Source organism: Aeromonas sp. s4, from assembly GCF_040907855.1.
GTDB lineage: Bacteria > Pseudomonadota > Gammaproteobacteria > Enterobacterales > Aeromonadaceae > Aeromonas > Aeromonas caviae.
This window is the reverse complement of record NZ_JBFOCP010000017.1, coordinates 47,346-61,327: the sequence shown is the minus strand read 5'-3', so window position 1 is coordinate 61,327 and position 13,982 is coordinate 47,346. Positions and strand designations below refer to the sequence as shown.

Annotated in this window: 12 protein-coding genes; 9 read left to right on the top strand and 3 right to left on the bottom strand. The window is 57.9% G+C overall.

Annotated features, from left to right (window positions below; translation table 11 throughout):
* The first annotated feature begins 5 nt into the window (after positions 1 to 5).
* Positions 6 to 728, top strand: a complete 723-nt coding sequence (locus tag AB5Y89_RS03810; RefSeq protein WP_041215870.1) for an ABC transporter substrate-binding protein — start codon at positions 6 to 8, stop codon at positions 726 to 728.
* A gap of 210 nt (positions 729 to 938) precedes the next feature.
* Positions 939 to 1,217, top strand: coding sequence for a hypothetical protein (locus tag AB5Y89_RS03805; RefSeq protein ID WP_368222901.1), 279 nt, complete (start codon positions 939 to 941; stop codon positions 1,215 to 1,217).
* 102 nt (positions 1,218 to 1,319) lie between these two features.
* Here the strand turns inward: AB5Y89_RS03805 and AB5Y89_RS03800 are convergent, their stop codons facing one another.
* The gene (locus AB5Y89_RS03800; protein WP_042864058.1) at positions 1,320 to 1,607 is read right to left on the bottom strand and encodes a hypothetical protein; all 288 of its coding nucleotides are present in this window, start codon (positions 1,605 to 1,607) and stop codon (positions 1,320 to 1,322) included.
* An 86-nt stretch (positions 1,608 to 1,693) separates the two neighbouring features.
* A complete protein-coding gene (locus AB5Y89_RS03795) occupies positions 1,694 to 2,752 on the bottom strand; it encodes a sensor domain-containing diguanylate cyclase (RefSeq protein WP_239053777.1) in 1,059 nt (352 codons plus the stop codon).
* A gap of 1,877 nt (positions 2,753 to 4,629) precedes the next feature.
* Between AB5Y89_RS03795 and AB5Y89_RS03790 the strand changes: the two genes are divergently transcribed.
* The gene (locus AB5Y89_RS03790) at positions 4,630 to 7,704 is read left to right on the top strand and encodes a TrlF family AAA-like ATPase (RefSeq protein WP_368222900.1); all 3,075 of its coding nucleotides are present in this window, start codon (positions 4,630 to 4,632) and stop codon (positions 7,702 to 7,704) included.
* A 285-nt stretch (positions 7,705 to 7,989) separates the two neighbouring features.
* On the opposite strand, the gene cysS is transcribed toward AB5Y89_RS03790, so the two are convergent.
* Positions 7,990 to 9,366: a cysteine--tRNA ligase gene (gene cysS, locus AB5Y89_RS03785; protein WP_368222899.1), complete on the bottom strand. Its 1,377-nt coding sequence runs from the start codon at positions 9,364 to 9,366 to the stop codon at positions 7,990 to 7,992.
* Positions 9,367 to 9,557: 191 nt separating this feature from the next.
* On the opposite strand from cysS, the gene AB5Y89_RS03780 reads away from it, so the two are divergent.
* The 6 genes from AB5Y89_RS03780 to AB5Y89_RS03755 all read left to right on the top strand — a co-directional run bounded on the left by AB5Y89_RS03780 (position 9,558) and on the right by AB5Y89_RS03755 (position 13,674).
* Positions 9,558 to 10,055 carry a peptidylprolyl isomerase gene (locus AB5Y89_RS03780; RefSeq protein WP_010675220.1) on the top strand — a complete coding sequence of 166 codons (498 nt, stop codon included), beginning with the start codon at positions 9,558 to 9,560 and terminating at the stop codon, positions 10,053 to 10,055.
* Positions 10,045 to 10,731, top strand: a complete 687-nt coding sequence (locus tag AB5Y89_RS03775; RefSeq protein ID WP_368222897.1) for a DUF4269 domain-containing protein — start codon at positions 10,045 to 10,047, stop codon at positions 10,729 to 10,731. Before AB5Y89_RS03780 ends, AB5Y89_RS03775 begins: the two co-directional genes overlap by 11 nt.
* Before the next feature lie 13 nt (positions 10,732 to 10,744).
* Positions 10,745 to 11,470 carry a UDP-2,3-diacylglucosamine diphosphatase gene (gene lpxH / locus AB5Y89_RS03770; protein ID WP_201972469.1) on the top strand — a complete coding sequence of 242 codons (726 nt, stop codon included), beginning with the start codon at positions 10,745 to 10,747 and terminating at the stop codon, positions 11,468 to 11,470.
* 128 nt (positions 11,471 to 11,598) lie between these two features.
* On the top strand, positions 11,599 to 11,847 hold the full coding sequence (locus AB5Y89_RS03765) for a GlsB/YeaQ/YmgE family stress response membrane protein (RefSeq protein ID WP_010675223.1): 249 nt from the start codon (positions 11,599 to 11,601) through the stop codon (positions 11,845 to 11,847).
* Positions 11,848 to 12,002: 155 nt separating this feature from the next.
* The gene (locus tag AB5Y89_RS03760; RefSeq protein ID WP_368222895.1) at positions 12,003 to 12,638 is read left to right on the top strand and encodes a TetR/AcrR family transcriptional regulator; all 636 of its coding nucleotides are present in this window, start codon (positions 12,003 to 12,005) and stop codon (positions 12,636 to 12,638) included.
* A 52-nt stretch (positions 12,639 to 12,690) separates the two neighbouring features.
* Positions 12,691 to 13,674: an MDR family oxidoreductase gene (locus tag AB5Y89_RS03755; protein WP_286701198.1), complete on the top strand. Its 984-nt coding sequence runs from the start codon at positions 12,691 to 12,693 to the stop codon at positions 13,672 to 13,674.
* Positions 13,675 to 13,982: the final 308 nt, after the last annotated feature.

Sequence of the window (13,982 nt, the reverse complement as noted above, 5' to 3'; positions counted from 1 at the left end):
CGGCCATGGTCTGGGGCACTCCCGCGACCCAGGCCAGCCCGGCGCTCGCCAGCCTGCACTACCTCACCGAAGAGTACAAACCCTACAACTTCACCGGGGAGGATGGCGCCCCGACCGGCTTTGCCATCGACCTGCTGCACCTGGTGTGGCAAAAGACCGGCACCCCTGTCCAGCCCGTCAGCATCCTCCCCTGGGCCAGGGGTTACTACCTGCTGACCCAGAAACCCAATGTGGTGCTCTTCTCCACCGCCCGCACCGAGGCGCGCAATCCTCTGTTCAAGTGGGCCTGCCCCATCGGCTATGCCGAGATAGTGCTGATGGGGCTCGCCAGTCGCCCCCTGACCCTGACCCGCCTGGAAGATGCCCAGCGCTACACCATAGGCGCCGTGCGATCCGACGTGGGGGAGCAACTGCTGCTTAACGCAGGCTTCGACGAGCAGAAGATCATGACCGCCAACCGCCTCTCCCAGGCCCTGCGCATGCTCACCTCGGGCCGGGTCGATCTGGTCTCCAGCAACAAGTCCACCCTGCTGGATCTCATCAAGACCCAGCAGCTGGATCCTGCCCAGTTCGAGGTGCGCTGGATGTTGAGCTCCGAGCAGTACTGCTTCGCCTTCAGCCACCCGGTTGACGATGCCCTGGTCAGGGAGTTCCAGCTCGGCCTGACCCAGGTGCTGGCCAGCAGCGACTTCCAGCAGCTCCAGCACAAATACTTCCCCTCCCCCTGACCTTTTCCCCCACCGGGGCCGCCATGGCCCCGGCCCGCCTTTGAGCCAGCGCACGAAACCCGTTTAATGTTCGCCACTTGCAACGACAAGGGGCAGGGCGCACGGTGGCAGCGACAGTCAGGGGCGGCAGCGTGCCCGCTGGCCGCCTTCATCGGGCAGCGCCGCGCTCACGCCCTTCCCCGCCATCTCTCCGATCTCTTGGGAACACACATGCACAACACAGCGAAATGGTTGATGAGTCTCTCGGTCTGCGCCCTTCTGATGGCCTGCGGCGGTGACAAGACCACCGGCAAGGCCTGTCTCGGGTCAAACAACGACACCCTGGTGGAGGGGATGCAGGACAAATGCAAGGCGGGGGACATTGTCGCCACCAAGCACACGGCCTATTTCTGCGATTTCAACTACGCGGTCACCTTCAACAGCTACAACTCCGCGATTTGCGTCTACTCCGGCGGTCTGAAACCGGAGAGAACCACGGAAAAATCATAACTGGCGACCCATTTGCCCCGTCTGACACGAAGAGGGCGGCAGGATATGTGGTCAATGCCCGGGCGGCGGTGCCGCCCAGGCCATCCGGGGGCGGCTTCTCCCCTATTTCACCCGCATCAGACGGTGATGCTGCCCGGCGCACTCGAGCTGGAGCACCTGGGATCGGGCCATGGCCTCCACCCTGGCCAGCATCTCGGCGCTGTAGCCCTTGCGGCGCATCCATTGCAAGGGCTCCTCAAAGCCCCCTTCGTTGACCACGAAGGTATCTGTGTAGGACTCCTTGACGATGCTGACCACCCAGATGCGCTGCTGAAACTCGCAGAGTCCGGCCACCAGGGTGGCCGCCCGCCCGGCAAGGGCGCGCACACGGCGGACAAGAAGATGAACCATGGTATGGGCTCCGAACTGATAAAAGGGAAAACAGACTGGCACCCGGGTGGACGCGCCACCCTGTGCCCTCTCAACCCGCCCCGCTCCTATCGCGGGGCAGACACCTGACTGGAAGGAGGCGGGTTCCCGCCCTCCCCTGCGGCCCGGCGCTGGCGCTTGACCGCATACATGCTCGCATCGGCCCGGTTCAGCGCCTCCTCGACGCTGACCTCGGCCGGCATCACGGCCACCGCCCCCACGCTGGCACCGGGATAATGGATCACCTTATCCCCCACCGGCAGTGACAGCACGCTGTGCTCGAACAGGCGCTGGCGAAACGCCGCCACCGCCCCGTCCAGCGTGTCGGCGTCCGGGAAAGGCCCCATGCCCACGGCCACGAACTCGTCTCCCCCAAAGCGGGCCAGCAGATCGCCGCCACGCAGGGTCTCCCCCAGTTGCCGCGCCATGGCGGTGAGCAGCCTGTCCCCCGCCTCGTGGCCATACTCGTCGTTGATGGCCTTGAAGCCATCGAGATCCACAAAGGCGATGAGCACCGGATGCCCCGCCCGCTCCGACAGGGAGAACAAGCGGGTGAGTTCGAGCATCAGGGCGCGGCGGTTGGGGAGCCCGGTGAGGGGATCGGAGAGGGCCAGGCGCGAGAGCTCGTCGTTGGCCTGCTGCAATTGCCGCAGCAGTTGCTCCCGCTCCACCTGTTCGGCAATCAGGTGCGCGAAGAAGGCGATGAGCTGCTGCGCCCCCGCCACCGCGGGTTTTTGTTCGGTACTGGCGCCGCACAGGGTGCCATAGAGGGAGCCGGTCGAGGTGCGCACCGGGCTGCTCAGATAGGAGCGAATGCCGAGCTCGCTGGCCGCCTGGGAGTCCCCCCACAGAGCGGCGACGTCATCGGTGTAGCCAATCTCTTCGTCGATGGCGCGGCGACACAGGGTATCGCTCCACTCCACCGTCATCCCCTCGGGGATCTGCAGCCCGGCCACATTGCGGGCATAACGGACATGCTGGGTGCTTTGCCCGAGGTCAATCTCGGTGAGATAGGTCGACTCCAGCCCGGTCACCGACGCCAGCATCTCCAGCAAGGGGCGGGTCAGGCTCTCCAGATCCCGCGCGTTTATCATCTGCTCCGAGAGCGCCAGCAAAATTTTATCCATGCCTACCTCCACTACTGCGTGCATCTGATGGGCGGCTACCTTAGCCAACTCGGGGCGGGCCCGACAAGCGGGAGACCGCGATTGACCGGGGGAAAGATCGATTTGTTCACATTTTGGCATAACCGGACCCCAAGCGGCGTCGCCATGCGAAACACAGGGACACAACCCTGCCCTCGCCCCTGGGTGCCGGGTCGATTCCCGCCGCGTATTCGCCCACGGTCACCATCCCCTCTCCCCTTGAGGGAGAGGGTCAGGGTGGGGGTCACTCGCCGTCATTTGGCATGGCTACGCCTGTAGGGTCGATTAGCGAAGCGTAATCGTCCGCGGTAACCATCCCCTCTCCCCTTGCGGGAGAGGGTTAGGGTGAGGGTCGGTAACGTCATTGCCTGGCGAATGCCGCCCCACGTGTGAATGGCACGGCTTCGCCGCGCAGGACGCGAGGACTCCGTCCTCGACAGGGTTCCGCCCGCCAGCCTCGGCGACTTCGGTTTGATCCCCTCTCCCCTTGGGGGAGAGGGTTAGNGGGGTCGGTAACGGCATTGCCTGGCGAATGTCGGCCCACGTGTGAATGGCATGGCTTCGCCATTCAGGACGCGAGGGCGCTGCCCTCGATGGGGTTTCGCCCGCGAGCCTCGGAGACTTCGGTTTGATCCCCTCTCCCCTTGGGGGAGAGGGTCAGGGTGAGGGGTGGGTAACGGCATTGCCTGGCGAATGCCGCCCCACGCCTCAATGGCACGGCTTCGCCGCGCAGGACACGAGGACGCCGTCCTCGATGGGGTTTCGCCCGCGAGCCTCGGCGACTTCGGTTTGATCCCCTCTCCCCTTGGGGGAGAGGGTGAGGGTCGGTAACGTCATTGCCTGGCGAACGCCGCCCCACGCCTCAATGGCACGGCTTCGCCATTCAGGACACGAGGACTCCATCCTCGACGGAGTTCCGACCGCCAGCCTCGGCGACTTCGGTTTGATCCCCTCTTCCCTTGGGGGGAGAGGGCTAGGGTGAGGGGTGGGTAACGGCATTGCCTGGTGAATGCCGCCCCACGCCTCAATAGCACGGCTTCGCCGTGCAGGACACGAGGGCGCTGCCCTCGATGGGGTTTCGCCCGCCAGCCTCAGCGACTTCGGTTTGATCCCCTCTCCCCTTGGGGGAGAGGGTCAGGGTGAGGGGTGGGTAACGGCATTGCCTGGCGAATGCTGCCCCACGCCTCAATGGCACGGCTTCGCCGCGCAGGACGCGAGGACTCCGTCCTCTATGGGGTTTCGGCTTTGTCCCCTCTCCCCTTGCGGGAGAGGGCTAGGGTGAGGGGTGGGTAACGGCATTGCCTGGCGAATGCTGCCCCACGCCTCAATGGCACGGCTTCGCCGCGCAGGACACGAGGACTCCGTCCTCGATGGGGTTTCGCCGCCGCTACGCGGCTTGGCGAGTGACTTTTCTTTGCGTGGCCAAAGAAAAGTCACCAAAAGAAAGGCCACCCCCACTTGTTCGCCCTCCTGCGTCGGGTTCCCTCGGTTCGCCCGTTTGTCCCACGGCACGCGCCGATGGGCCATCCATGGCCCAGCGCCGCTCGCTCGGCGTCCTGCCTCGCGGCCTGGACAAACGGGCTCACCTCGGCGAACAACAGGGGGCAAAAACCCGAATCCTCAACTCCGAGGCCAGTTAATAGTTCCTTGTTTATTCGTGGAATAGCCTGACATTAAAGGTTTGATAATAGCTCCAAGCCTTAATTAATATTAATCGCAGAGCATTAAGCAATTCCAATAAAATAATTGAGCTCATATCGCTATATATTTCAACCTGATGGCAAATCATATTTACCTTAAATAAACACTAAGTTTCACACAATCCACCAACATCTCTCCCTAATAAAAAGGAATTATACATGGCCAGTAATAAATACCCTCGTGGTTCTGAGTGGCGAAAATGGGACTTGCATATTCATACGCCCGCATCATTTCATTGGGATGGGAAAAAATTCAATTCAGATGAAAACTCACCTGATAATATTAAACTTATCGACGAAATGATAAATGCCTTAAATTCAGCTGAGCCATCCGTTTTTGCTATCATGGACTATTGGACGTTTGATGGTTGGTTTGCCTTAAAAAAGCGGCTAGCCCAACCTGATGCTCCACGCCTTAATAAGACAGTTTTCCCAGGAATTGAATTACGTTTGGTTGCACCGATGGAGGGGAGATTGAATGCTCATGTTTTATTTTCCAACGAAGTTGACGACCAAGTTTTACTTGACTTTCGCGCAGAACTTAAGATTGCACTAATTAACCGTTCCTTATCAGATCATTCTTTAAAGTATTTAGCTCGTTATGTCGGAGAGGATTTACTTAAAACAAAAGGTTTCAAAAAAAATGATATAGACACAGATGATAAAAAGGCACTTGAAGCCGGTTCAACAATAGCTGAAATAACTTGTGACAGCTACAAAACTGCAATCCGTAAAGTACCTGACAATATGGCATTAGGCTTCATGCCATTTAATACAAATGATGGTTTAGCCAATGTAAAATGGCAAGAGCATTACTCTTATGTCCTAGAGCTATTTGATACATCTCCAATATTCGAGACTCGCTCACCTGATCTTTGGGCTGCATTTGCTGGTGTAGTAACAGACACAAACAAGGGATGGATTCGTGACTTCCAGCGCGCACTAGGAAACGTCCCTAGGCTGGCAGTTTCAGGTAGTGATGCCCATAGATTTACCAGTACATCTGTCAGCAATGATCATAGGGGGTATGGTGACTATCCATCAGGGAAAGCTACATGGATAAAGGCAAATCCAACGTTTGAAGGATTAAGGCAAGCTATCAGGGAACTTGCAAAACGTTCTTTTATAGGAACAACCCCTCCCAAACGACAACTGGTAAGTGATAACAGAAGTTTATTCATTGAAAAACTAGTAGTAAACAAGACACCTTCCTCGCCAAATACAGATAGCTGGCTTGACAATACAGAGCTACACCTCAACCACGACTTGGTCGCAATCATTGGAAATAAAGGAAGTGGTAAGAGTGCACTGGCAGACATTATTGCATTATTAGGCAATTCTAAACAAAGCCACCATTTCTCTTTCTTAAAAGAGAATAGATTTAGAGGAAAAACAGGTGAACCCGCAAGCCACTTCAATGCAAAGGTAATATGGGGGGATGATAAAGAATTAACAAAAAATCTAAATGATAATCCAGCGACCGAAAATGTAGAACTGGTGAAATACATTCCCCAAGGGCATTTTGAAGAGTTGTGTAATGCACACGTCTCAGGCCAATCAAATGCATTCGAGAAAGAATTAAGAGCAGTAATATTCTCACATGCAGATGAATCTATACGTTTAGGTGCTCATGATTTCGAGGATCTCATCGAAAAACAAGAACGTTCTCTTCGTAGCCAACTTGAAAGTTATCGAAGCGAAATGCATAAGCTAAATGAACAAATTGCATTCGTTGAAAGTCAGATGACCGATGAAGCACGAAAAACATTAGATGAATTATTAGCCCAGAAACAAAGATTACTTGATGAGCTCATAAAAGCTAAACCAGAAGAGATTCCTGAGCCAGCAACTGAATTAACATCTGAACAGCAGCAAGTATCTGAACAACTGACAACCATCAACCAAGAACTCGAAGAGTTGCAACGACACCAAGAACTAACTCAAGAGGAATTAATAAGAATAGCAGCCACGAGGAAAGCGTGTGAGAAAATAAAAACTGGTTTTGAAATTATTGAACATGCTGTCAACCAATTCTCTGTTGAGTTTGCCGCAGATGCCAAACTTCTTGGTTTAGATATAGAAACACTACTAAGGTTGGAAATTAATCGCAAGGCGATTTCTGATTTCGAAGTAGTTAATTCTTCCCGTGAGATTGAACTAAAACAAAGTCAAGAGTCACTAAGCACTAGGAAAACATCTCTCATAGAGCAAAAGATTCCGTTGAGCAAACAATTAAATGCACCACAGCAAGCATACCAGTCTTATAAAGAAAATCTTAAACTATGGGAAGAGAAGAAATATACTTTGGTAGGTTCTAAAGATGAGCCAGATAGCCTTGATGGCGTTAAGCATAGAAAAACTAAGCTTGAGCAATTACCATACCAAAGAGACGAACTGCATAATAAACGACTATCTTTAACTAGACATATATTTGGGGTTTTATATAAACAAAAAAATAACCGAGAAGATCTATTTAAACCTGTACAATCGCTTATTCAGAATAATTCATTGATTCGTGATGAGTATAAATTACAATTTAAGGCTGAGTTAAACAGCACGACTGATCTAATTTCCAGCAAGTTATTCTCTATCGTCAAACAAGCATCGGGAGAGTTTAGAGGAGAGATTGAAAGCTTATCCGTCATTAAAGAGCTAATTGATCGACATGATCTTAACATCGAAGAGTCTTTAATCAGCTTTGTTCAAGAATTGCATAAAAAATTAGAGGATTCATCGAAGAACCCAGTTGGTATCACTTCATTATTGCGCAAAGACCGAACCTCCAATGAAGTTTATGATCTTATCTTTGGCTTAGAGTACCTTGAGCCGAGGTATACCTTAATGTTCCAAGATGCTCAAATAGGACAATTATCTCCTGGGCAAAGAGGGGCTCTTTTGTTAATTTTCTATCTGCTTGTAGATAAAGGAAACTCTCCGATTATTCTAGATCAACCAGAGGAAAACTTGGATAACGAAACAATTGTAAGTTTACTTGTTCCTGTGCTGACCGAAGCAAAGCAAAAGCGGCAAATTATTATGGTTACACACAATCCAAACCTTGCTGTCGTTTGTGATGCTGAACAGATTATTCACTGTGAGTTTGATCGCTCAAACGGGCATAAGATTACATACATCCCTGGTGCAATTGAATGCAACATAATAAAGAATAAAGTCGTTAATGTACTTGAAGGGACAATGCCCGCCTTCGATAACCGTCGGATGAAGTACATGTAAATCACCAAGCAGCGCAGCGGCGGCGAAATCCCTTCGAGGGCAAGGCCCTCGTGTCCTGCATGGCGAAGCCATGCCATTCAAGCGTTGGATGGCATTCCGCCAGAGGAATGACATTAGCCCCCCTCACCCTGACCCTCTCCCCCAAGGGGCGAGGGGATCAGACCGAAGGATGCCGAGGCTTAAGAGGTGTCGAGGGAAAAGCCACAAACAAAAACCGCAGCCCAATGGCTGCGGTTTTTTTATTGGCTCAACCTGTTGGCCTAGGCGCCAACAAGGCCACCGGCCTTAGGCACGGCGCCAGCTGGTCTTGCCGGCGCTGTCTTCCAGCACGATGCCCATCTCGGTAAGGCGGTTACGGGCGGCATCCGCCGCAGCCCAGTTCTTGTCGGCGCGGGCCTGATTGCGCTCGGCGATCAGGCGCTCGATCTCGGCAACCTCTTCATCCGCTTCGTCACCCTTCAAGAACGCATCCGGATCCTGTTGCAGGATGCCGAGCACGGCACCGAGCTCGCGCAGACGGGCACCGAGGCCGGCGGCGACAGCGATGTCTTCGGCCTTCTGGCGGTTGATCTCGCGCACCAGGTCGAACAGGGCGGAGTAGGCTTCCGGGGTGTTGAAGTCGTCGTCCATGGCATCAACGAAGCGAGCCACCTGCTCGTCGCCACCGGCAGCGGCCGTCGTCGGCAGATCGCGCAGGGCGGTGTACATGCGCTCCAGGGCGGCGCGGGCTTGCTTCAAGTTATCTTCCGAGTAGTTGAGCTGGCTGCGGTAGTGGCCAGACATCAGGAAGTAGCGCACGGTTTCGGCGTCGTAGTGGGCCAGCACGTCACGGATGGTGAAGAAGTTGCCAAGGGATTTGGACATCTTCTCTTTATCCACCATCACCATGCCGCTGTGCATCCAGGTGTTGACGTAGTCGCCACCGTGGGCGCAGCAGGACTGGGCAATCTCGTTCTCGTGGTGCGGGAACTGCAGATCCGAGCCACCGCCGTGGATGTCGAAATGGTTGCCAAGGTGCTTGGAGTTCATGGCGGAGCACTCGATGTGCCAGCCAGGACGGCCCGGGCCCCAGGGGCTGTCCCAGGTCGGCTCGCCGGGCTTGGACATCTTCCACAGCACGAAGTCGAGCGGATTGCGCTTGGCATCCACCACGTCGACCCGGGCGCCGGCCTGCAGCTGCTCCAGATCCTGGCCGGAGAGCTTGCCGTAGTCGGCGTAGGACTCGACGATGAACATCACATCGCCGTTGTCCGCCACGTAGGCGTGCCCTTTTTCCAGCAGGGTTTCAACCAGGGCGATGATCTCGCCGATGTGCTGGGTGGCGCGGGGTTCGATGTCCGGACGCACCATGCCGAGGGCGTCGAAATCCTGGTGCATGTCGCCGATGAGGCGCTCGGTGAGATCGTCACAGGTCACGTGCGTTTCGGCGGCACGCTTGATGATCTTGTCGTCCACGTCGGTGACGTTGCGCACATAGGTGAGGTCGTACCCTGCATAACGCAGGTAGCGAGCGACGACGTCGAAGGCGACGAAGGTACGGCCATGGCCGATATGACAGTGATCATAGATAGTGACGCCACACACATACATGCCCACCGTGCCCGGGTGGATAGGTTTGAATTCTTCTTTTTGACGAGTGAGTGTGTTGTATATCTTCAGCATCTTATGACCACTGCCTGTGAGTAAAATGGCCTGCCATTCTAACCGCATCCGGTATAGAAAACGAGGCAGAAAAAGCCCCCTCTCCCCCCTGCCATCTATGCCGCAGGGCCTTGATGGGCTAGAATTGCCACCACTTTATGCCATACACCTGCGGGCACCTTGCTGCCCGCGTCAAAATGAAAGGACAACTCATGGTTACTCTGCACACCAACCACGGCGACATCACCCTGACCCTGAACGCGGAAAAAGCCCCGGAGACCGTGGCCAACTTCCTGCAATACTGCCGTGACGGTCACTACGACAACACCATCTTCCACCGCGTCATCGACGGCTTCATGATCCAGGGCGGCGGCTATGCCCCGGGCTTCGAAGAGAAAGAGACCCGCGCTCCCATCAAGAACGAGGCGGCCAACGGTCTGTCCAACAAGGTCGGCACCATCGCCATGGCCCGCACCATGGAGCCGCACTCCGCCAGCGCCCAGTTCTTCATCAACGTGAACAACAACGACTTCCTGGACTTCAAGTCCGCCACCACCCAGGGCTTCGGCTACTGCGTGTTCGGTGAAGTGACCGCCGGCATGGACGTGGTCAACAAGATCAAGGGCGTCAAGACCGGCAACTACGGCCGCATGCACCAGGACGTTCCGACCGAAGACGTCGTCATCACCAAGGTGACCCTTGCCGAGTAATACCTGCCGGCCAGGCTCTGATACCACTGCGGCCCCGGCCGCAGTTTTTCCATCTGCCGCCCCCAACTGGCGCCGCCTCGACTATCTGGCCCAGGGCAACGAACGTCAGCGCTCGGCCCACGCCCTGCTGAGCGGCGGCCTGTGGGATGAGCTTGGCCCCCTGTGCAACGATCTGGCCCTGGTGAGCACGATCGCCATCGGGCTGGATAGGCCCGGCAGCGATCTCGACATCCTCTGCCAGCATCCGGACCCGGCCTTCCTTGCCGCGACACTGGCCGCACAAGGCTGGCAGGTGCGAAGCAAGGGCGAACAGGTCTGGATCGCCGAGCAGCAACGCCACGGGCCAGATGGCCAGTGCTGGCCAGTCGAGCTCTACCTCACCTCTGATCCCCTCGAGACATGTCATGGCTGGCGCCACCTCAGCCTGATGGCCGCCCTGCTTGAGCACTTTGGCGCCCCCTTCCACCGGGAGGTGCTGCGCCTGCGCGTTGATGAAAGGCTCAAGGGGGAAGCGGCCATGTGCCGCCTGCTGGGTCTGTCCGGCGACCCTTACGAGGCGTTGCTGACCCTTGAGGGCGTCAACCTTGCGGGGCTCTGCTGCCCTTCCCTCCCCCACCCGCTCGACGTGCAAGGTCACAGGCCTTGTCCGGCCCCAGGCGGGACTCTCTTACCATGATGCCCAGGAACTCATGAGCACCCTCTTTATCAGTGACATTCACCTCAGCCAAGGCAGGCCCGACATGACGGCGGCCCTGGTGCGCTTTCTGGCAGAAGACGCGCCCGGTGCCGACGCCCTCTATGTGCTGGGGGATCTGTTCGAATTCTGGATTGGGGACGACGACCCCAACCCGCTCCACCGCGAGGTGGCCGATGCCTTTCTCGCCCTGAGCCAGCAGGGGGTGCCCCTCTATTTCATTCACGGCAACCGCGACTTCCTCTTGGGGCGCCAGTTTGCCAAACGGGCCGGCATGACCCTGCTTGGCGACCCCTGTGTCATCGAGCTGTACGGCGAGCGGGTGCTGCTGAGCCACGGGGATCTGCTCTGCACCCGGGACGAGGGCTACCAGAAGTTTCGCCGCATCACACAACTCAAATGGCTACGCTGGCTCTTCCTGCGCCTGCCGCTCTCGCGCCGCCAGGCCATCGCCCACAAGATGCGCGGCCAGAGCCAGATGGAGAATGCCCAGAAGAGCCAGATCATCATGGACGTGACTCCGGAGGCGGTAGACGAGATGCTGCGCCAGCACGGCTGCCGCCTGATGATCCACGGCCACACTCACAGGCCCGCCATCCACGACTTCACCCTGGATGGGCGTGCGGCGCGGCGCATCGTGCTGGGAGACTGGTTCGAGCAGGGGTCGGTGCTGGTGTGCTCCCCCGCCGGGCAGCGCCTCGACACCCGCGCGCTCGGCTGAGGCCCTCTGCCTGCCATGGTCAGGAGCGAGTCTCATATGACCGTTTCTGACTCACGCCGTGCTGTGGCGGGATACAAGCTGGATCCCTGCATATACTCTGGTTCTCTGCACATAACGAGGAGATGACCATGGGATTTCTTACTTGGGTGGTACTGGGGCTGATCGTCGGCATCCTGGCCAAATGGATCATGCCGGGCAAGGATGGCGGCGGTTTCTTCATGACGGTGATCCTGGGGGTGGTCGGCGCCATGGTGGGGGGCTATGTCAGCACCTTGCTTGGGATGGGAACGGTCACCGGCTTCAACCTGCCGAGCATCATCATCGCCACCGTTGGCGCCCTGATCGTGCTGTTTGTCTACAACAAGCTGCGCAGCTGAGACCCAGCCACACATCGATGAGAGGGCGCCACTGGCGCCCTCGCTGTTTTCTGCCCCGCTGGCTCCATCTTGCCAAGACCACCCGCTCTCATCCCCCGTGCCTTAGCCCGGCGCCGGGCTTGCATCATTTCTAGTAGAGGCGTCTAATAACCCCCATGCCAACCAGCGACGCTCTGCCCCGCCGCCCTCGCGGCCGCCCTGCCCAGCACGGGCACACCTATGCCGATACCCGGGAGCTGTTGATCCGCCGGGGCATGGAGCTGCTGACCGAACAAGGCATCGCCGCCACCTCCATCGAGCGGGTGTTGCAGTCGACCGGGATCCCCAAGGGCTCCTTCTATCACTACTTCGCCACCAAGCACGACTTCACTCTGGCGGTCATGGATGCCTATCACCACTACTTCTGCCGCAAGCTGACGCGCTATCTGGAGGATGAGAGCCTGCCCCCCCTGGCCCGTCTTGTTGCCTTCGTCGACAGCGCCTGCCGGGGCATGACCCGGTTTGCGTTCCAGCGGGGCTGTCTCGTGGGTAACCTGGGTCAGGAGGTGGTGCAGCTCTCCCCCGAGCTGCGCCTGCGCCTCGAGCAGATCCTCCTAGACTGGGAGGCGCTGCTCACCCGCTGCCTGAGGGATGCGGTGACGGCGGGGGAGCTGCCCCCTGATTGTGACTGCCCTGCCCTCGCCCATCAGTTCTGGATCGGCTGGGAAGGCGCCGTACTGCGCGCACGCCTGGTGGGCGATACCGAGCCCATGCTCTCTTTTCTCAATTTTTTCATGAAGTTAGCAAAGTGATTTTTTTACGAAGATTAATAGTCAGTCAGTCCAATTAATGGGAGTAGACAAGATGTTCAACGGTATTCTGATCGAGAAAGACGAGGCGGGTTATCGCGCCAGCTACCAGAGCCTCTCCGAGGAGATATTGCCTGCCGGGGATGTGACCGTGGCGGTACAGTGGTCTTCCCTCAACTACAAGGATGGCCTGGCCCTCACCGGTGCCTCCCCTGTGGTACGCCGCTTCCCTCTGATCCCCGGCATCGACTTTGCCGGTACCGTGCTGGAGAGCCAGCATCCCGACTGGCACCCCGGCGACAAGGTGGTGCTCAACGGATGGGGCGTGGGCGAGACCCACAGTGGCGGGCTGGCAGAGCGGGCACGGGTCCGGGGCGACTGGCTGGTCGCCCTGCCTGAGCGCTTCCAGCCCCGGGACGCCATGGCCATCGGCACCGCAGGGTACACCGCCATGCTCTGCGTGATGGCGTTGGAGAAACACGGCATCACCCCCGGTGACGGTGACATTCTGGTGACGGGCGCCAACGGCGGTGTGGGCAGCGTGGCGATCACCCTCCTGGCCAAGCTGGGCTATCGAGTGGTGGCCGCCACCGGGCGGCTGCACGAGGCCGACTATCTGACGTCCCTCGGCGCCGCCGAGGTGATCGATCGCGCCGAACTGGCCGCGCCGGGACGCCCGCTGGGCAAGGAACGCTGGGCCGGCGTCATCGACACCGTCGGCAGCCACACCCTGGCCAATGCCTGCGCCACTACCCGCTACGGCGGCGCCGTGGCTGCCTGCGGTCTCGCGGGAGGGATAGACTTCCCCTCCACCGTCATGCCCTTCATCCTGCGCGGCGTCACCCTCTATGGCATCGACAGCGTGATGGCACCGCGCCCGCTGCGCCAGCAGGCCTGGGCCCGACTGGCCGAGGATCTCGACCTGACCCGCCTCCATCTCCTCACCCGGGAAGTGCCCCTCTCCCAGGTCGTGACCCTGGGGGATACCTTCCTGGCAGGCCAGGTGCGCGGCCGGATCCTGGTTAATGTCCAGGGGTGATGACTGACGCGATATGAGCCGGCNGGTCAGGCGAGCCTCTCCAGGGCATTTCGCAGCCACACGGAACGTCACCCCTCCTTCCCATCGTCCATGACAATGGGCAACAGATGCGTTCAAACACTCAAGTGCAGGTTTCCCGGACAGAGGGACCGAGACACCTCTATATGCCGCACCTTCCCGCTGCGCGCCCTCCCCCATCGATGCAGACGACCGTCACTCCTCACCGACAAGCCCCTGCCCTGGATACCCGTATTCGCCGAAATGAGGCCCTGTTCGCCCACGGCTGCGAACCATTGTCTTGCCCACTG